We start from the raw sequence: 18,138 nt of genomic DNA, 5'->3' as shown, positions 1-18,138 counted from the left end.
ATGTTTGTTTTACTCATGCGTTATTTGAAAGGTTACCTTCGGATTTGTGTAACCAGCACTTCCCCTGAACGGTTTTTAAACTTATGCCGAAACCGGGGGATTCTTCTGTGGGGGCTGTCCCCGCACGGGAGAGATTATGAAATGTATATCAGCATTCGTGGATTTCGGAAGTTAAAGCCAGTTTTAAAAAAGACAAAGACAAAAGTTACCATTGAGGAACGGTTTGGACTGCCGTTCTTTTTCCATAAATACCGAAAACGAAAAATGTTTTTCTGCGGGGCGGCCGGGTGTGTGATGATTGTTTATCTTCTTTCTCTTTTTATCTGGAATATCCATATAGATGGCAATCAGACGAGAACAGATGAGACGATTCTTGCTTTTCTGGAAGAAAAAAATACGGTACACGGGATGCTTCGAAAAGATGTGGACTGTGAGCAGATCGTAAAGGATATCCGGCAGCAGTTTGACGACATTATCTGGGTATCTGCGTACGTGAAAGGAACAAGACTGATGATTCAGGTGAAGGAAAACAGTGATACGATTACAATGCCTGCCACAGAGATGGAGAAGCCTTCTGATATTGTTGCGGACAAAGACGGGGTTGTAACTGAGATTATCACGCGCAAAGGGGTACCGCTTGTCCATGCCGGGGATGAGGTGAAAAAGGGAGATCTCCTTGTTTCGGGGAGAGTGGAAGTATTAAATGACAGTAAAGAAGTGATTGGTTATCAATATCAGACTGCGGATGCAGATATTTTTGTACAGACGGTCTGTCCATATGAAGAGAAGATGGAGCGCGCTTACGAGAAAAAGATCTATACAGAGAAGGAACGTCGGAAATACTATCTCAAATGGAACGATATAAAGGTTTCTGTAGGGACGACAAAAAATCAGTATCAACACGCAGAGCGGCTGACAGAGGAGTATCGGTGGACATTAGGAGAACATTTTGTACTTCCGGTTTCTCATGGAATGGAGTGGGAACGAGAGTATCGTCTGCAGAAGAAACTATATGGAAAAGAAGAGGTCCAGACGATGCTCAGTGAAATTTTTCACAGATTCTGTGGGGAATTAGAGAAAAAGGGGGTTCAAATTCTTGAAAATAATGTTAAAATACACATAGGTCAAAATCTCGCCACCGCAAAGGGAACATTGACCCTGATCGAACCGGCGGGGGAACAGAGAGAAACCGAAATTATAGAAGTAGAACAAAAAACAGAAGGGGAACAGTAAATGAGTATTCTGGAAGAAATCATAGAAATACCAGTGGAACATGAGCAGAATGTCTTCGGACAGTTTGATGCATTTGCAAAGAAGATCGAGCGGACACTTCATGTGACATTGATCGCAAGAGATGGAAAGGTAAAGATTCTTGGAGATGCAGCGCGTGTAAGTCAGGCAAAGAGGACATTGACGCAGCTGACAGCTCTCTCAGAGAGAGGGAATACAATCACAGAGCAGAATGTAGATTATGCGCTGTCGCTCGTATTGGAGGATCAGGAAGCGGGGATTGTGGAGATTGATAAGGATATCATCTGTCATACACTTCAGGGAAAACCAATCAAACCGAAGACACTCGGACAGAAAAAATATGTAGATGCAATTCGTGATCAGATGATCGTATTCGGACTTGGACCTGCAGGAACTGGAAAGACATACCTTGCGATGGCAATGGCGATCACTGCATTTAAGAACAATGAGGTGGGCAGGATCATCTTGACGAGACCTGCCATAGAGGCAGGAGAAAAACTTGGATTTTTGCCGGGAGATCTGCAGAGCAAGATCGATCCCTATTTAAGACCGCTCTACGATGCACTGTATCAGATCATGGGGGCGGAGAGCTTTTTGAAAAATTCGGAAAAAGGGTTGATTGAAGTGGCTCCGCTCGCCTACATGCGAGGACGTACATTAGATAATGCATTTATTATTCTTGATGAGGCGCAGAATACAACGCCAGCGCAGATGAAGATGTTTCTGACAAGGATTGGGTTTGGATCAAAAGTAGTGATCACCGGAGATTCTACACAGAAGGATCTCCCGGCGGGAACAACCTCCGGGCTTGACGTGGCAGTCAATGTTGTAAAAAATCTGGAGGATATCAGTATCTGCAGATTGACGAGCAAAGATGTTGTCAGACACCCGCTTGTTCAAAAAATCGTCAAGGCATACGAAGAATATGAGAAGAAAAGCAGCGCGAAAAATATAGGAAAAGAACGAAGGAGAAAGAAATAAATGACCGTTTATTTTGAGGAAGAGGGAGCGTATCAGCTCCCGTTTGACTGCAGAAAGCTGGCTGAAAAAGTTATCGCCGAGGCAGTGGACTACGAGCAGTGTCCCTATGAAACAGAAGTGAACTTGCTTCTGACAATGAATGAAGAAATTCGTGAAATGAATCGGCAATTTCGGGAAATCGACCGTGCGACGGATGTGTTATCCTTCCCGATGGTTGACTATGGAACTCCAGGAGATTTTGAGTTCCTTGAGGAAGATGACTCTTATTTTCATCCAGAATCAGGAGAACTGATGCTTGGGGACATTGTGATTTCCAAGGAGAAGGTAACTGCACAGGCTGAAGAGTATGGACATACGGAAGAGAGGGAATTTGCCTTTCTTGTGGCACACAGTATGCTGCATCTGTTTGGTTATGACCACATGGAAGAGGATGAACGTGCTGTGATGGAGCAAAAGCAGAGGGAGATCCTTGAGCGGCTCAATATATTAAGATAACAAAAGAGGGATAATATGACGAAACAAATTAATAAAAACAGCGGTTTTCTACTGCAGGGTGCGATCCTTGCAGCAGCAGCCGTCATTGCAAAGATCATTGGAGCAGCCTACAAGATTCCTCTGACAAATATTCTTGGGGATGAAGGAATGGGGTTTTATGGCTATGCGTTTGAGGTCTATGCAATTGCGCTGATCCTTTCCTCCTTCAGTCTGCCGCTTGCAGTCTCAAAGCTTGTGTCTGCACGTGTGGCAAAAAAGGAATATAAAAATGCGATGGCGATTTTTAAAGGATCTATTCTATTTGCAATCGGTGTAGGGCTCCTTGCTGCACTGGTCGTTTTTTTTGGAGCAGATTTCTTTGCAGATAAGGTAATGGCATCAGCGCCAAGTGCCTATGCACTTAGAGTATTGGCGCCAGGACTTTTTATCGTGGCAGTTATGGGAGTCGTACGAGGATATTTCCAGGGACTCGGTTCTATGATTCCGACAGCGATTTCTCAGGTGATCGAGCAGATCGTCAATGCGATCGTGAGTATTTTAGGAGCAAGCTATCTGCTGAAGGTAGGGGCAGAAGCAGCAAAAAGCAAGAACAGTCCACTGTTAGAACCTTCCTATGGTGCGGCAGGAGGAACGCTCGGTGCAGTCGCCGGGGCATTTGTAAGCCTCCTGTTTGTTCTGTTTGTGTTGTATGCTTACAAGGGAGTGATGAAACGGCAGTTAAAAAGAGATCACGGTACCTCTGTGGAAAGCTATGGAAATATCTATAAGGTACTATTATTTACGATTGCTCCGGTTATTATCAGTACATCGGTTTATAACATCAACCAGATTTTAGATCAGGTAATGTTTAGTAAGATTATGGCGGCGCAGGGACATGCCGTGAAAGATTACATGGCACTTCTCGGAATTTATACCGGAAAATATAATACGCTGATCAATGTTCCGCTTGCTATGGCAAGTGCACTCGGTGTGTCTGCAATCCCAAGTCTCGCTGGCGCGATCGCAGTCGGCGATCGAAAACAGATTTATGGGAAGATCCATCATTCCATCCGCTTCACGATGTTGATCGCAATTCCAAGCTTTGTCGGATTTCTGATGTTGTCATCGCCGCTTATGAATCTGCTCTATGGAGATCAGAGAAAAACTCCTGCGGCGATGTTAAGCCTCGGATCAATTACCGTTGTGCTTTACTGTCTGTCCACGGTACAGAATTCCATCTTGCAGGGCCTTGATAAGATGACAGTGCCGATTCGAAACGCTCTGATTTCTCTTGGAATCCATCTAGTGTCAGTCTTTGTGATGCTTGTGATGTTGAAATGGAATATCTATTCGATTGTTGTCGGAAATATTGTTTTTTCACTCTGCATGTGTATTTTGAATGCACATTCGATCCAGACGGCAGTCGGATACCATCAAGAAGTGAAGCGAACATTTCTGCTTCCTACAATGGCAGCATTTTTGATGGGAGTGGTATCTTATCTGGTATTCAAATTGTTTGATGTTTTGATCGGTGGAAGAGTTTTCCCAATCCTGTTTGCGCTTGTGGCGGCAGTCGGGATTTACGCAGTGGCACTCATTCTGATCGGAGGACTTACAGAAGAAGAATTGTATGCGATGCCAAAAGGAGATATGCTTGTCAAGATTTTTCGAAAATTACATTTGATGAAAGGGTAGAGAAGAGTGAAACCAGTAAAAAAAGTTGCACTGCTCCATGATCTGTGCGGAGTAGGAAAAGCTGCGATGACAAATATGCTTCCAGTATTAAGTGTGATGGGAATTGAGGCATGTCCGATTCCGACGATGTTATTATCCACCCACACAGGAGGATATGGAAAACCTGCGGTTGCCCGCATCTCTCCGGAATATATCAAAGGTTGCGCTGATCATTACTGCGAACAGAATGTGAAGTTCGATATGATCTTCATCGGTTATCTCGGAAATGAGGAACTGGCAGAGTCGGTATTATATTTCGTTTCTTGTTTTCCGGAGGCGATGGTCGTTTTTGATCCGATCATGGGAGATCATGGAAAATATTACAGCAATTTTGATACCAGCTATGGGGAAGCATTAAAGAAGTTAATCCCCTGTGCAGACCTGTTGCTTCCTAATCTGACAGAGAGTTGTCTGCTTGCGGGATATCCATATGCGAAAGAACTGTCCCGAAAGGATTTGAAAAAAATCTGTGAAACACTGCACAATCTGGGGGCGAAACAACTAATCATCACCAGTGTCCCGGATGGCAGAAGTGAGAAGTCCATCCTCCTTTTTGAGCAAGGAATGATAACAATGTTGGAGACCACACAGCTTTCGGCAGAATTTCACGGAACCGGGGATGCATTTGATGGAGTTCTGATCGCCAGTATTTTAAAAGGCTATTCTCTCAAAGAGAGTATGATCGAAGCACACCGCTTCGTCTATGCCTGCATGGAGGAGAGCCTGAAAATGGAATATGAAGAAAGAGAAGGGCTGATGATCGAGAAGAATCTGTACATGCTTGTATAAAATAGAAGAAAGAGCGGATACTGTATAAAAAAGGAGTGGCATGGAAATGAAGAAGAGATACAGTATCGGCTTTTTTTGTTTTGCCTGTTGTGCGCTCCTTTTGCTGACTGCCGTCTATCAAATTCGTTACCGAAAGGCTTATGAGGAAGTGGAACGGCTGGAGGCACAGTTGGCAGAAGCGCAGAGACAGAAAGAAAAAAGCATCAGTGCAGATGGAACGGCAAAAAAAGAGAATGGATATTTCCTGAGAGAAAAGAATGGATACCTTGTAGTTTATCTCGCGGACGGAGAGACATTCTATGAGAGTACTGGGATCCGAACAGAGAGTCTTCCCGAAAAACTCCTAGAGGAGATCCGACAGGGGAAATATATCGAAACTACAAAAGAACTTTATGGTTTTTTGGAAAATTATTCCAGTTAGATTACAGTAGAAAAACAGTAGGAAAACAGCAAAAACAGCCCCTTCCGGCTGGACTTTGTATCAGATATGGTGTATGATATAGAATGGCATGCGGCAAAATCTTGGCGAACTTCTCAGTTTTGTGGCATGCCGTTTCAGGCAAATGAGAAAGAACAGTGAGGTAAAGAGATGTTAGAAGAGAAGATTCAGAGAATCAATGAATTATATCGAAAATCTAAGGCAGAAGGATTGACAGAAGCTGAACTAAAAGAGCAGAAGATTCTTCGCGCAGAATATATTGAGGCTTTCAAGCGAAACTTACGGGGACAGCTTGATAACATTTCCATCAAAGAACCAGATGGAAGCATTACGAATCTTGGAGAGAAATATGGAAAAAAAGCCGCGAACAAAAAAGGACATTAGAAGACAGATCCTTGCAGTGAGGCGGACACTCCCTGTGGAGGAGGCAAAAGAAAAGAGCAGAGAAATCTTTCAGAAAGTAACTGCACATCCATGGTACATAGAGGCAGATACTGTTTTCTGCTATGCAAGTCATGACGGAGAAGTCCGGACAAGAGAACTGATGGATCAGATTCTTGCAGATGGAAAACGGCTTGCGCTTCCGCGTGTGGAAGGAAGAGAGATGACATTTTATGAAGTAAGAGAGCCGGAGCGCCTGGAGGAAGGTGCCTATGGGATTGAGGAGCCATTGCCTGAAAATCCCGTGCGAAAGGAGCACAGCGAAAAGGCCTTGATGATCATTCCGGGAATAGTATTTGACCGCAGGCTGCACCGGATTGGATATGGCGGTGGGTTTTATGACCGGTATCTTGCCGGTGACGCACCATTTCATACAATGGCAGTTGCATATGAATGTCAGTGTATCTTAGGAGAGTTACCATTTGAAAGTCATGATCTGTGTCCAGAGGTACTGGTCACAGAAAGAGAGATTTATCAAAGATAGAAAAGAGGTGGAGGTATGCTTACAGGACTTCCCAAAGACCCGATATTATTATTGAGTGTGGTCAATACAAAATTACGAGATGAATACAAGAATCTAGATGCACTCTGTGAAGATCTTTCTGTGGAGAAGGAAAAATTGACAGAAACCTTAAAGGCAATCGATTATCTATACGATGCCGGACAGAATCAGTTTATATAGAAACAAAACGATGTTGGCAATTTTACGAGAAAAGAACCTTAGGAGGTAGAAATATGAATGTATGCGAGTGTGTGATTTCTTGTAAATCCGGAGATCAGGTAATATATCGAGGAGTGAAAAAAGAAGATGCAGAAGCACTTTATCAGCATCAGTGTACGATTGCGCAGGAAACTTATTTTACATCCCTCTATCCTGAGGAGCTTCTCTACAATATCGAAGGGAAAGTGGAAAGAATCAAGGAAATTCAGAACCATCCAGTCCATTTTCAGATTGTTGCAATTAACGATGGGAAGATTGTTGGTCAGGCAGAAGTGCGTGTAGTCAAGAACCATTTGAAATATAAGCATCGGGCGAATATAGGAATTTCTATTGACAGAGATCACTGGGGAATGGGAATTGGAAGCAGCCTGATGAAACTTGCGCTGCATCAGGCAAAAGAGAATGGGCTTGAGCAAATGGAACTTGGTGTTTATGCAGATAATGAACGGGCAATCCATCTGTACCAGAAGTATGGATTTGAGCAGTGCGGAATCTGGAAGAATGCGTTCAAATTAAAAGATGGTACATACCGAGATGAAATTCTAATGAGTAAAATTCTTTAAGAATCTTCTGCTACTGCTGCCCAGTAGTCAAATCCAAGGATACTTTCCCATCGGCGGACTTCAACAGTTCCGCCGATTTTTATGTTCTGATAGGCAGATTTGCTTACTTGAAGCCGCTCTGTTTTCCCTTGCCGTTCGGCATAGACATAATAATAATCATATACAACTCTATAACCAGATTTCCCGGATTCTTTTTTCAAAACAATCAAATGTTCCGTGCTCGCAGGTGTAAATGTCAGGATTCGGTTGACCGGAAGCACAAGTACGATCCCAAGAATGAGCGCAGAGAGCACGACAGAAACTGTACGCATCCAGTGCTGCTTCAATTGTTTCTTATGCTGATGAACAGCAAATGGAAGCAAGAGGAGGACTGCAAAGAAACATGCATACAGATACAGTTGCCAGTCGCTGCACATAAAAAGGTAATATATATAGTTGATAGAGAAAAACAGTGTGAAAAATCCGCCCATGACAGGGAGAGGGAGGATGTAGTAATCTAATTCACTGTCTGGTTTTTCGTAAGGCAACAAGTGTCCCTGAAGCAGATAAATATACGGATAAAAATGAATATACACAAACCATAAAGTGACAAGGATCAAAACTGGCGCGAGAAAATATAATTTTCCCTCTAAAAATGAGCTGAAAATCCCGGCGGGAATGAGAAGCCATCCAAGGATCCGTAGCCGTTTTCTTACTTTTTTAATCGTATCCAGAGAGACACTTCCCCGGAATTGTTCTAAAGTTGTCTGTGCATGGAGTTCGAAAAGGCAGCTGCACTTCGTCAAAAATGGAAGTGCTGGAAGATACCGAAAAACATCATCACCATCTGTAAGCAGAGCAGCGATATCCAGAGTAGGAATTGCATAGGTCTCCAACAGCATTTGCACTTTTTCAAAGTTTTTATCATCTTCCTTGATTTCACAAATACGTTTTCTGCTTTTGGAAATCAGAATGTAGTGTGACGGCTCTGTGTTTTGTGTGCGTGCCAAAGAGGTCTTGCCAGAATCAGAATTTGAAAGATCCCGCAGATCGACACGCATCAGACATTCGATTTCTGTCCAAAAAACTGTATATACTCGCTGAAATGGAACATGGATACAGATACCTTCTTCGGTATACAAAATTTTTTTGCCCAATAGGAACAGCTGTACAAAAAGAAGGATACTGGCGGGAAAGAAGATGATACACGAAAGAAGAAAACAGAGGAGATTCCCCGAAACACATCCTGCCAGTGTGAAAAAAAGTCCGAGAAACAGATATAAAATTGCGAGAAACAGAAGTAATTTTTTTCGGGTTTTGATCGGTTTTGTCATGAGAGATCTCCTCCGTATGTATAGTAGTTATTTTAGATTGATTGTACCATGAGCGAAAAATCTTTACAAGCAGCGAAAAGACGGCAAAAAGCAAAAAGGACATTCACGCTCATATGAGAAGTATGCTATACTATGTGCATGAAAGAAAACTATACACCAGAAGAACGGAGAATTGTAATGGAGATTAAGGAAATACTACAAAATCAAGAATCTCAGGCTGCTATGAAGCAGGATGATATTACATTGATTGAAATCAAAGACTATATTAAAAAACCTAAGCCGAATGGATATCGCTCCCTGCACCTGATCATCTCTGTACCTATTTTCTTAAAAGATGAAAAAAGAGATATGAAAGTAGAAGTACAATTGCGGACAATAGCCATGGATTTTTGGGCGAGTCTTGAACACAAGATCAGATATAAGAAAAATCTTTCCGAGGACTTGCAGAAGGAGTTGGCAGAGGAATTATTGTATTGTGCAAATCAAAGTGCAGAATTGGATATGAAAATGCAAAAAATTCGAAACAAGATATAGGAAGAATCTATGTCTGCATGATAGTTGGAACAATTTTGCTTGCGATTTTGTGAAAACTTTGAAAAATTGTTCCGGTGAAAAGAAAAAATTGTTCTTGTATGTATGAAAAAAAAAGAGTTATAATAATCGGGTGTCTGCTTAAAGGAATGCAAAGGAATGATAAAACTGCAGAGGAAGCAGCATAAAAAGAAAACAAAAGAGAAAGGAAAAATTATGCAAGATACCCAGAAAACAAAATTATTTGAAGAAACAGCGATCCCGAAGGCGGTGGCACAGCTGGCGGTTCCGACGATCTTAAGTTCGCTTGTCATGGTGATCTATAACCTTGCAGATACTTATTTTGTCGGGATGTTGAACAATTCGACACAAAATGCAGCAGTTACACTGGCAGGACCGGTGCTTTTGGCATTTAATGCGGCAAATAACTTATTTGGTGTTGGAAGTTCCAGTATGATGAGCCGCTCGCTTGGGAAAAAGGATTATAACACATTGAAAAAAAGTTCTGCATTTGGATTTTACTGTGCATTGATCTGTGGTGTAATTTTTGCACTGTTATGTACAGTATTCAAAAATCCACTGCTTGTAATGCTTGGAGCAGATGCGAAAACAGCGGCAGCAACGGGGGCTTATATGCGATGGACGGTTACATTCGGTGCAGTTCCTGCAATTTTAAATGTTGTGATGGCATATTTGTTCCGTGCGGAGGGTGCTTCGCTCCATGCCAGTATTGGAACAATGAGCGGATGTCTTTTAAACATTGTGTTAGATCCGATCTTTATCCTTCCATGGGGACTGGATATGGGGGCGGAAGGTGCCGGACTTGCGACATTTATCTCAAACTGTGTGGCATGTTTCTACTTCTTTGTGCTGATGTATAAAAGACGCGGAAAGACACTTGTCTGCATCCATCCGTCACAGTTTGGATTCCAGAAAGCAATCGTATTTGGTGTATGCGGAGTCGGAATTCCTGCTGCGATACAGAATCTCTTAAATGTAACCGGAATGACGATTCTAAATAATTTTACTTCTGCTTTCGGATCTGAGGCTGTTGCGGCGATGGGGATTACACAGAAAGTCAACATGGTTCCGATGTATATCGCAATGGGACTTTCACAGGGAATTATGCCGCTGATCAGTTACAATTATGCCAGTGGAAATCATAAGAGAATGAAACATACTGTCCTTTTTAGCGCGGCGCTTTCGGTTGGATTCATGATTCCGGTTGCGACCCTTTATTATTTGTTCTCTGGACCACTGACAAGTCTGTTCATCGGAAATGAGGCGATCATTGCGTATGGAGCAAGCTTTTTAAGAGGATTCTGTCTGAGTCTCCCATTTATGTGTATCGATTTCCTCGCAGTTGGAGTTTTCCAGTCTGTAGGAATGGGAAAAGAATCATTGATTTTCTGCATTATGAGAAAAATCGTGCTGGAAATTCCGGCATTGTATATCTTAAACAAAGTATTTCCGCTTTATGGACTTGCTTACGCACAGTTCATTGCAGAATTTGTACTTGCAGGTGCGGCGATATTCGTCCTTACAAGGCTGTTTAAGAAAATCGAAAAAAATGGTGTCGCAGTCTCATAGGAGTCAGAATACCTATGGAAGGACACCGTAAAAACTAATCACATTTCACTGTAATCATAGTAATGTAATCGTTTTTATCTTTGATGGACATTTCATTTAATCCTTCTTCGTAAGCATAACCAGTGAGTGTGAGTTGATGCGCGCGTGCATATGAAAGAATGGATTGGTAAATAGCCGGAAGCTGCTCCCACCTGCCGATACAATATGCTCTCAGATAACTTCCAGCCGGAAGGACTACGTCATATGTCTTTGAACCATGTGGGCAGTAAGCGAAAAAAGAATCGTAGCGGTGAAAACATTTTTTTTCAATTTGTTCCATCGAGATTCGACTTCCAAAATTGTCATAAAGATGAAAAAGAGTTTTGAGGCGGAGAGAAAACTCTGCCGCAACAGAGAAATCTTCTTCATCATAATCTCCGGAGATTGGTGCAGAGAGCACAAGTTTCCGTTCGAGAAGTGTACATCGCTCAATCTTACCGTGTTTGGATTGCATGCCGATTTTTAACCGTTCTGCTTTTTGTTCTAAAAAAGATTGTACGGATAAGAGCTGATTGATGGATTCATCGATCAGCTTTTTCTTTTTGATCATCATCTGGGAGAACGATTCATCCGATGGTGTTGTCACATATTCCCGGATTTCATCCAGGGAAAGTCCTATTTTTCGCAAAGTAAGAATGAGTTCCAATTGTGCAAATTGGAAACAAGTGTAGTAATGGTATCCATTTTCTCCAATGACTTCCGGACAAAATAATCCAATTTCATTATAATAATGCAAAGTTCGCTTGTTGATACCAGTGAATTTTGCAAACTCTCCGGAAGAATATAAATATTTTTTATGATTCATAAAAACACCTCTTGACTGTACAGTTACTGTACATTCTATAATACACGAGAGGAAAAGAGAAAGCAATCACAAGAAGGAGGATATGATGGAATTTACACTTGCAAATGAACAGCAATGGGCAAATATAAAGGAGATTTACTTGGAGGCTTTTCCAAAGCAGGAGAGAAAGCCGTATTTTATACTGAGAAGATCTGTGAAAAAGGGAAAAGCAGTTGTGATGACAGCGACAGAGGGAGGAGAACTTTTAGGATTTACCGTACTGATTCCGTACAAAGATATGGTTATGGTTGATTATCTGGCAGTATCTTCAAAGATACGGAGCAAAGGTACTGGAAGTTATATTATGCAAAATGTATGTAGGCATTATGCCGGAAAGAAAATTGTTCTTTTGATTGAGCGGTTAGATGATCAGGCACAAAACAGAGAACAAAGAGTTGCGCGAAGAAGATTTTATCTCAAAAATGGATTCACTTCTTCTGATATTTTTATTGAAGGAGTGAGTGGAGAGTTGGAAGTATTAAATTATAGAGGCAAAGTTTCACAGGAAGATTATATTTGCCTGCAAAGATATGTGCTTGGAAAATTGCTTTTTAAATTATCTAAAATCAAGATTGTAAAATAGAAGATACAAACAGGGTTGCGGCAGTAGTGCAGCAACCCTGTTTCTTTTTAAGCAGTTTCAGTATTTTGGAGATTTTGTGCTTTGATCCGTGCGATCTCTGTTTGGATTTCCTCCATTTTTTCTTTTGTTAAAGGATAGTATTTCATTGCAACCAGGTTGCAGATTAATCCGAGAATTACGATTCCATAGCATAAGAATACCCCTACATAATGCAAAGAAGGTGTATACGGTGTATTTACATCTGGAAGGGTATCTTTAAATCCTACCATTGCAAATAGCAATCCTGCAATCAATGGAGCAAGGGAGGAAATCAATTTGTCAACAAAGCTGAACAGAGTTCCCATCAGCCCCGGAACGTAACGGCCGGAGCGGTATACTTCGTAATCGGCACAATCTGCTGTCATAGGAATTACGATACTTCCAGAAAGACCTGTAAATCCAGTTGCAGCAATGGAAAGAACGATATGTAAAATCGTAAAGACTCCAAATGCAAGACCGCCTTTTGCATTCACCATTGTTGTAGCATCTCCAAAGAGCCAGAGGAGTGCAAGCAGTACGTTCATGATAATTCCGCCGATACTTCCGATCAACATTCCTTTGCGCTGACCTAAGCGGGTGGCGAGTGTACCGATACCAAACATCATCAGAATCATAGCAGGAATTGTGATATATCCCATGATAGTTCCGCTGATTGCAAAATTGCCGGCAACAATTCCGAACATGACAATCTGAACAGTTGTTGTGCGGGCGTTTCCTGCAAGTTTATCTGTAGAAGCTGCCACGACAAGCATTTGGATTGCTCTGTTGTTCTTTAAGATATCCCAGTAATCCTTTGCGCGGATTCGCTCAGATTTTCCAGTTCCGAAAAACTCTGTGCGATCTTTTGGGGCGATAGAAATGACTGCGATCACGGTTGCAATTGCACTTCCGATCGCTATGATTACCCACAGATCATGGAAAAGATCAACGCTGTAAAAAGATCCGTATTTTGTACTGAGCTTTGCCGCTATAACAGCCATGATTGTCCATAACAAAGAATTGTAAACACCATCAAAAATGGAAAACAGAGGTCTCTGTTTCGGATCGTTTGTAAGACAAGTCTGTGCTGATTTTGTCACGACACATTGGAAAGTGTATCCGATATAGTAAATTGCAGAAATTACAATAAAAAATCCGAATCGGATAGCTGTATTTTCCGGAAGCCGATGTGTGACATGGAAGAGAATAAAGCTCATCACACAGAGGATTATCTGTCCGATAATCATAAACGGGCGGTTCTTCCCAAATTTACCATTTGTCTTGTCTACAAAATATCCAATAAATGGATCCGTGACACCATCCCAGACTCTCATTGCCATAGAAAAACTAGATGCTGTTACGACGGCAACACCTACAAATCCTGTCAGATAGTAGGCGACATAGCCCATTAAGAATAGATACATATTTGTTGCCAAATTATTTGCGGCGAATCCGGCAATACGCCATAGCGGAACCCGGTGGATTCCATTTTCTCCGTAATACTTTGCATTTGTTGATGCCATAATACATATTCCTCCTTTGCGAGTGACGATTTTCTTCTATTGTATCATTGAAAATCAAATGACATTAGAAAAAAATATAGGGTTTATAGTAAAATATATATAAAAATCATTAAAAAAGAACAAAAAATACATAAAACATACAATAAAAAATGATCTCTAAAAATATAATTAAAAAAAATAAATAAAAACTAGGTTGAAATTTTATTAAAAACAATAAAATTTACTACATCGAAAACGAAATCTTATAAAAAGCATTGCAAATCTATATAAAAAAGGTAAAATTATTAATAAGTACTGCCAAATTTTGAGAGAATGAAAGTAATTTATTATGAAACAGAATTACGAAACAACAGTAAAGAGTATTCAGAATCCAGACGGACCAAAACTTTGCTGGTCTGAACAGTCTGGCATGAAACTAATTGAAAAAGATGGATTATATTTCAAGGATCTTGCAGGGACAGGAGAGTTATATCCCTATGAGGATTGGAGACTTCCGGCAGAGCAAAGAGCAAGTGATCTGGCATCTCGCATGTCCGTAGAACAGATTGCAGGTCTGATGCTTTATAGCAGACATCAATTTATCCCTGGAGTTTCTATGCCGTATTTCGGAGAAGTGACTTATAATGGGAAATCTATTCAGGAAAGCGGGCTTCCGGTGTCGGCAATCTCAGACCAGCAGAAGATTTTTCTCAGAGAAGACTTTATCCGTCATCTTCTGATCATTTCGGTTCAGTCTGCGGCAGATGCTGCAAAGTGGAATAATAATATCCAGTCGTTGGCAGAAGAACTGCCTTGGGGAATTCCAGTTGCAATCAGCTCGGATCCAAGGCATGGAACAACGGTCACATTTGAGTTTGATGCCGGAGCCGGGGGAGATATTTCACATTGGCCGGAACCACTGGGACTTGCTGCGACTTTTGATCCGGCTTTGATGGAGAAATTTGGAAAGATAGCAGCCAAAGAGTACCGGGGACTTGGAATTACGACGGCATTATCTCCTCAGATCGATCTCTGCACGGAACCTCGCTGGAAACGATTTGCTGGAAGCATCGGAGAGAGTTCGAAGCTTGGAGCGGATCTCGCGCGGGCGTACTGTGATGGCTTCCAGACATCAGAAGGAGACAGCGAGATCACGGATGGATGGGGATATGAAAGTGTGAATACTATGGTAAAACACTGGCCAGGCGGAGGCGCGGTAGAAGGCGGAAGGGATGCTCATTTTGGTTCCGGAAAATATTCTGTGTATCCAGGTGATAATTTTGAAGAGCATTTGCTTCCATTTACAGAAGGCGCTTTTAAACTCCATGGCAAAACAGGAAAGGCAAGTTCGGTCATGCCATATTATACAGCGGTATACGGAAAAGCAGGTAATTATGAGAATGCAGGATCTGGTTACAGCAAATATCTAATTACAGATCTGCTAAGAAACACCTATCAGTATGATGAAGTGGTATGTACAGACTGGTCTATCACAGAAGATGCATCTACGTTGGAAAATCTGTACGGAGGAAAATGCTGGGGAGCAGAAAAACTGACGAGAGGAGAGAGGTGCTATCGTATTTTGATGGCGGGCGTCGATCAGTTTGGCGGATTAAATGAAAAAGAGCCAGTTCTTGATGCATACCGTATCGGTGTAAAAGAACATGGCGAAACCTTTATGAGAAAACGTTTGGAACAGTCTGCTGTCCGGCTTCTGAAAAATATATTCCGTGTGGGACTGTTTGAGAATCCATATTTAGACCCGGAAGTATCCGCAAGAACAGTTGGTTGTGCAGAGTATATGAAAGAAGGATTTGCCGCACAGAAAAAATCAATTGTCATGTTGAAAAACAAAGAAAATGTACTTCCGTTGCAAAAGAAAATGAAAGTCTATGTCCCGAAAATCCACTGGCCGGAAAGTGTAGACTGGATGTGCCAGAAAATGGAGGAGCACTGGGACAGTCCAATTTCCAAAGAACTGCTGGAGAAATATTTCACAGTGACGGATCATCCGGAAAAGGCGGATGCAGCAATTTGTATCATTCGTCAGCCTGATGGCGCTGCATTTGGACTTGCAGGTGGGTATGATGTCAGCGATAAAGAGGCCGGTGGAAATGGGTATCTCCCAATCAGTCTGCAATATCGTCCATACACTGCCGTTTACGCGCGGGAACATAGCATTGCCCAAGATCCAAATGATGAGTTCCCGGATAGAACTTACCGTGGAAAGACCGTAACAGTCAATAACGAAGATGATTTGGACCTTGTTTTACATACAAGAGAGCTCATGGGCGAAAAACCGGTGATCGTTTGTGTGAATATGCTTGGTCCAATGGTAGTAAAGGAGTTTGAAGCGGCGGCAGATGCGATTGTTGCGATGTTTGGTGATCTGTCAAATGCACTGCTGGAGGTGCTCAGTGGTAACTTTGAACCGGAAGGACTCCTTCCAATGCAACTTCCGGCAGATATGCGCACCGTGGAAGAACAGCAGGAAGATGTTCCGTTTGATATGGAATGCCACAGAGATACCGAGGGGCATATCTATGATTTTGGTTATGGAATGAACTGGCAGGGAGTCATTGCAGATGAGCGTGTCAGAACGTATGGACATCATTTGCCGAAAGAAAACTAGCTAGGAGACGTTGAAGACTGGCAGCTTTTTCTTGAAAAAGGGAAAAAATTCGATTATAATATAAGTTCATATGAAGCGGGCAGATACTGTGAGATCTCTTTTGGCAGAATGCATACAGTTTCTGTCCGCTATTTAGCAGAGAAAGGAAAAGATTATGAGAGAACAGAATCGAAATAAGAATCAAGAAATTGAAGAAATTCTTGAACAAATGGATTTGAGTCAGCCGGCACCGGAAACAGAGCCGATGCGTCAATATTGGTTTATGAAGAAAGCACGCGAACTGGTGAAAGAACAGTCTGAAAAACTGGGTCGTCCCCTGACAGCGTGCACGACAACATTTGGCTGCCAGATGAATGCGCGGGATTCCGAAAAACTTCTTGGAGTATTAGAGCAAATCGGATACCAGGAAGAAACAAACGAGGAGGAAGCGGATTTTGTCATCTACAATACATGCACTGTGCGGGAAAACGCTAACATGCGCGTATATGGAAGACTTGGACAGTTAAATCGAGTGAAAAAACAAAAGCCGCATATGTTGATCGGGCTTTGTGGCTGCATGATGCAAGAACCGGAAGTCGTGGAGAAGATCAAAAAAAGCTACCGGTTTGTGGACCTGATTTTCGGAACACATAATATTTATAAATTTGCAGAGTTGATCGTGACACGGCTGGAATCACAGCGCATGGTCATTGACATTTGGAAAGATACAGACAAGATTGTAGAAGATCTCCCGAGTGAACGGAAATTTTCTTTCAAATCCGGTGTCAATATTATGTTTGGCTGTAACAACTTCTGTAGCTACTGTATCGTGCCGTATGTGCGTGGCCGTGAACGCAGCAGAAATCCGGAAGATATCATCCGTGAGATCCAAGGGCTCGTGGCAGATGGCGTCGTAGAAGTGATGCTGCTTGGTCAGAATGTAAATTCTTACGGAAAGACACTGGAACATCCGATGACCTTTGCACAGCTTCTTACCGAAATTGAGAAGATCGAGGGATTGGAACGAATTCGTTTTATGACATCTCATCCAAAGGATCTCTCTGACGAATTGATTGAAGTGATGAAACATTCTAAGAAAATCTGCAAACACCTTCATCTGCCGGTGCAGTCAGGAAGTACAGAGATCTTAAAGAAGATGAATAGACGCTACACAAAAGAACAGTATCTGGAACTTGTGCGTAAGATCAAAGAAGCTGTGCCGGATATTTCGCTGACAACGGATATTATTGTTGGATTTCCGGGAGAGACAGAAGAAGATTTCCTGGAGACAATGGATGTTGTAAAGAAGGTTCGCTATGACAGTGCATTTACATTTATCTACTCTAAGCGGACAGGAACACCTGCGGCAGCGATGGAAAATCAAGTTCCGGAAGATGTTGTCAAAGACCGTTTTGACAGATTGCTAAAAGAAGTGCAGAGCATCTCGGCGGAAGTATGCAGTGTGCATGAAGGAACGACACAGTCTGTTCTTGTAGAGGCAGTCAATGACCATGATCCTGCGCTTGTTACCGGAAGACTCAGCAACAATATCCTTGTACATTTTCCGGGAGAAAAAGAGTTGATTGGGAAAATTGTGTCGGTGCGACTGGATGCATGTAAAGGATTTTATTATATTGGAACCCGTGTATAGTGGGTTCCTTTTGTGATGTCATAATTTTCAGATTTTTGTCCACAATAAAAAGGAGAATTTGTG

General features: G+C 42.0%; 17 protein-coding genes and 1 pseudogene. 15 read left to right on the top strand and 3 right to left on the bottom strand.

Going from position 1 to position 18,138, the window contains the following annotated elements:
* From ACESPO_RS01425 to ACESPO_RS01380, 10 genes are all read left to right on the top strand, one after another.
* On the top strand, positions 1-1,233 hold the full coding sequence (locus ACESPO_RS01425) for a sporulation protein YqfD (protein WP_499788357.1): 1,233 nt from the start codon (positions 1-3) through the stop codon (positions 1,231-1,233).
* Positions 1,234-2,232 carry a PhoH family protein gene (locus tag ACESPO_RS01420; RefSeq protein ID WP_008975763.1) on the top strand — a complete coding sequence of 333 codons (999 nt, stop codon included), beginning with the start codon at positions 1,234-1,236 and terminating at the stop codon, positions 2,230-2,232. It begins immediately after the preceding gene.
* On the top strand, positions 2,233-2,727 hold the full coding sequence (ybeY, locus tag ACESPO_RS01415; protein ID WP_008975762.1) for an rRNA maturation RNase YbeY: 495 nt from the start codon (positions 2,233-2,235) through the stop codon (positions 2,725-2,727).
* A 15-nt stretch (positions 2,728-2,742) separates the two neighbouring features.
* The gene (locus tag ACESPO_RS01410; protein WP_336304956.1) at positions 2,743-4,401 is read left to right on the top strand and encodes a putative polysaccharide biosynthesis protein; all 1,659 of its coding nucleotides are present in this window, start codon (positions 2,743-2,745) and stop codon (positions 4,399-4,401) included.
* A gap of 6 nt (positions 4,402-4,407) precedes the next feature.
* Positions 4,408-5,229 (top strand): pyridoxamine kinase, encoded by an 822-nt coding sequence (locus ACESPO_RS01405; protein ID WP_336304957.1) that lies wholly within the window; start codon positions 4,408-4,410, stop codon positions 5,227-5,229.
* 46 nt (positions 5,230-5,275) lie between these two features.
* Positions 5,276-5,650 (top strand): hypothetical protein, encoded by a 375-nt coding sequence (locus tag ACESPO_RS01400; protein ID WP_016438966.1) that lies wholly within the window; start codon positions 5,276-5,278, stop codon positions 5,648-5,650.
* A gap of 168 nt (positions 5,651-5,818) precedes the next feature.
* Positions 5,819-6,052, top strand: coding sequence for a DUF896 domain-containing protein (locus tag ACESPO_RS01395; RefSeq protein ID WP_008975758.1), 234 nt, complete (start codon positions 5,819-5,821; stop codon positions 6,050-6,052).
* Positions 6,018-6,593 (top strand): 5-formyltetrahydrofolate cyclo-ligase, encoded by a 576-nt coding sequence (locus ACESPO_RS01390; RefSeq protein ID WP_270196570.1) that lies wholly within the window; start codon positions 6,018-6,020, stop codon positions 6,591-6,593. Before ACESPO_RS01395 ends, ACESPO_RS01390 begins: the two co-directional genes overlap by 35 nt.
* 15 nt (positions 6,594-6,608) lie before the next feature.
* Positions 6,609-6,791, top strand: coding sequence for a DUF4250 domain-containing protein (locus ACESPO_RS01385; protein ID WP_009261792.1), 183 nt, complete (start codon positions 6,609-6,611; stop codon positions 6,789-6,791).
* Positions 6,792-6,844: 53 nt separating this feature from the next.
* A complete protein-coding gene (locus tag ACESPO_RS01380; RefSeq protein ID WP_009261793.1) occupies positions 6,845-7,393 on the top strand; it encodes a GNAT family N-acetyltransferase in 549 nt (182 codons plus the stop codon).
* Here ACESPO_RS01380 and ACESPO_RS01375 read toward each other — a convergent pair.
* Positions 7,390-8,706, bottom strand: a complete 1,317-nt coding sequence (locus tag ACESPO_RS01375) for a hypothetical protein (protein WP_317344349.1) — start codon at positions 8,704-8,706, stop codon at positions 7,390-7,392. The genes ACESPO_RS01380 and ACESPO_RS01375 overlap by 4 nt on opposite strands.
* Before the next feature lie 222 nt (positions 8,707-8,928).
* Here ACESPO_RS01375 and ACESPO_RS01370 point away from each other — a divergent pair.
* Positions 8,929-9,240 (top strand): annotated as a pseudogene (locus tag ACESPO_RS01370) (GTP pyrophosphokinase); the annotation flags it as partial.
* A 213-nt stretch (positions 9,241-9,453) separates the two neighbouring features.
* Positions 9,454-10,827 (top strand): MATE family efflux transporter, encoded by a 1,374-nt coding sequence (locus ACESPO_RS01365; protein ID WP_147322476.1) that lies wholly within the window; start codon positions 9,454-9,456, stop codon positions 10,825-10,827.
* Positions 10,828-10,861: 34 nt separating this feature from the next.
* Here ACESPO_RS01365 and ACESPO_RS01360 read toward each other — a convergent pair whose 3' ends face one another.
* A complete protein-coding gene (locus tag ACESPO_RS01360) occupies positions 10,862-11,671 on the bottom strand; it encodes a MerR family transcriptional regulator (protein ID WP_016438963.1) in 810 nt (269 codons plus the stop codon).
* An 85-nt stretch (positions 11,672-11,756) separates the two neighbouring features.
* On the opposite strand from ACESPO_RS01360, the gene ACESPO_RS01355 reads away from it, so the two are divergent.
* A complete protein-coding gene (locus ACESPO_RS01355) occupies positions 11,757-12,293 on the top strand; it encodes a GNAT family N-acetyltransferase (RefSeq protein ID WP_009261798.1) in 537 nt (178 codons plus the stop codon).
* A 47-nt stretch (positions 12,294-12,340) separates the two neighbouring features.
* Here ACESPO_RS01355 and ACESPO_RS01350 read toward each other — a convergent pair whose 3' ends face one another.
* The gene (locus ACESPO_RS01350; RefSeq protein WP_499788356.1) at positions 12,341-13,834 is read right to left on the bottom strand and encodes an MFS transporter; all 1,494 of its coding nucleotides are present in this window, start codon (positions 13,832-13,834) and stop codon (positions 12,341-12,343) included.
* A 328-nt stretch (positions 13,835-14,162) separates the two neighbouring features.
* On the opposite strand from ACESPO_RS01350, the gene ACESPO_RS01345 reads away from it, so the two are divergent.
* Complete coding sequence (locus ACESPO_RS01345; protein WP_499788355.1) at positions 14,163-16,445, top strand: glycoside hydrolase family 3 protein; 2,283 nt, start codon at positions 14,163-14,165, stop codon at positions 16,443-16,445.
* A 154-nt stretch (positions 16,446-16,599) separates the two neighbouring features.
* Positions 16,600-18,075, top strand: coding sequence for a tRNA (N6-isopentenyl adenosine(37)-C2)-methylthiotransferase MiaB (gene miaB / locus ACESPO_RS01340; protein ID WP_009261801.1), 1,476 nt, complete (start codon positions 16,600-16,602; stop codon positions 18,073-18,075).
* Positions 18,076-18,138: the final 63 nt, after the last annotated feature.

The sequence above is a fragment of the Coprococcus sp. HPP0074 genome, assembly GCF_964238105.1.
In the GTDB taxonomy this organism is placed as follows: Bacteria; Bacillota; Clostridia; order Lachnospirales; family Lachnospiraceae; genus Faecalimonas; species Faecalimonas umbilicata.
Note: the sequence above shows the minus strand (reverse complement) of the source record. Positions and strands in the feature narration are given on the sequence as shown.

Excerpts from the sequence above, each read along its gene's own strand:
- ACESPO_RS01425 (WP_499788357.1), top strand. The coding sequence starts at position 1 with ATGTTTGTTTTACTCATGCGTTATTTGAAAGGTTACCTTCGGATTTGT.
- ACESPO_RS01365 (WP_147322476.1), top strand. The coding sequence starts at position 9,454 with ATGCAAGATACCCAGAAAACAAAATTATTTGAAGAAACAGCGATCCCG.
- ACESPO_RS01395 (WP_008975758.1), top strand. The coding sequence starts at position 5,819 with ATGTTAGAAGAGAAGATTCAGAGAATCAATGAATTATATCGAAAATCT.
- ACESPO_RS01385 (WP_009261792.1), top strand. The coding sequence starts at position 6,609 with ATGCTTACAGGACTTCCCAAAGACCCGATATTATTATTGAGTGTGGTC.
- ACESPO_RS01375 (WP_317344349.1), bottom strand. The coding sequence starts at position 8,706 with ATGACAAAACCGATCAAAACCCGAAAAAAATTACTTCTGTTTCTCGCA.
- ybeY (WP_008975762.1), top strand. The coding sequence starts at position 2,233 with ATGACCGTTTATTTTGAGGAAGAGGGAGCGTATCAGCTCCCGTTTGAC.
- ACESPO_RS01420 (WP_008975763.1), top strand. The coding sequence starts at position 1,234 with ATGAGTATTCTGGAAGAAATCATAGAAATACCAGTGGAACATGAGCAG.
- ACESPO_RS01400 (WP_016438966.1), top strand. The coding sequence starts at position 5,276 with ATGAAGAAGAGATACAGTATCGGCTTTTTTTGTTTTGCCTGTTGTGCG.
- ACESPO_RS01410 (WP_336304956.1), top strand. The coding sequence starts at position 2,743 with ATGACGAAACAAATTAATAAAAACAGCGGTTTTCTACTGCAGGGTGCG.
- ACESPO_RS01390 (WP_270196570.1), top strand. The coding sequence starts at position 6,018 with ATGGAAAAAAAGCCGCGAACAAAAAAGGACATTAGAAGACAGATCCTT.
- ACESPO_RS01350 (WP_499788356.1), bottom strand. The coding sequence starts at position 13,834 with ATGGCATCAACAAATGCAAAGTATTACGGAGAAAATGGAATCCACCGG.
- ACESPO_RS01380 (WP_009261793.1), top strand. The coding sequence starts at position 6,845 with ATGAATGTATGCGAGTGTGTGATTTCTTGTAAATCCGGAGATCAGGTA.
- ACESPO_RS01355 (WP_009261798.1), top strand. The coding sequence starts at position 11,757 with ATGGAATTTACACTTGCAAATGAACAGCAATGGGCAAATATAAAGGAG.
- ACESPO_RS01345 (WP_499788355.1), top strand. The coding sequence starts at position 14,163 with ATGAAACAGAATTACGAAACAACAGTAAAGAGTATTCAGAATCCAGAC.
- ACESPO_RS01360 (WP_016438963.1), bottom strand. The coding sequence starts at position 11,671 with ATGAATCATAAAAAATATTTATATTCTTCCGGAGAGTTTGCAAAATTC.
- miaB (WP_009261801.1), top strand. The coding sequence starts at position 16,600 with ATGAGAGAACAGAATCGAAATAAGAATCAAGAAATTGAAGAAATTCTT.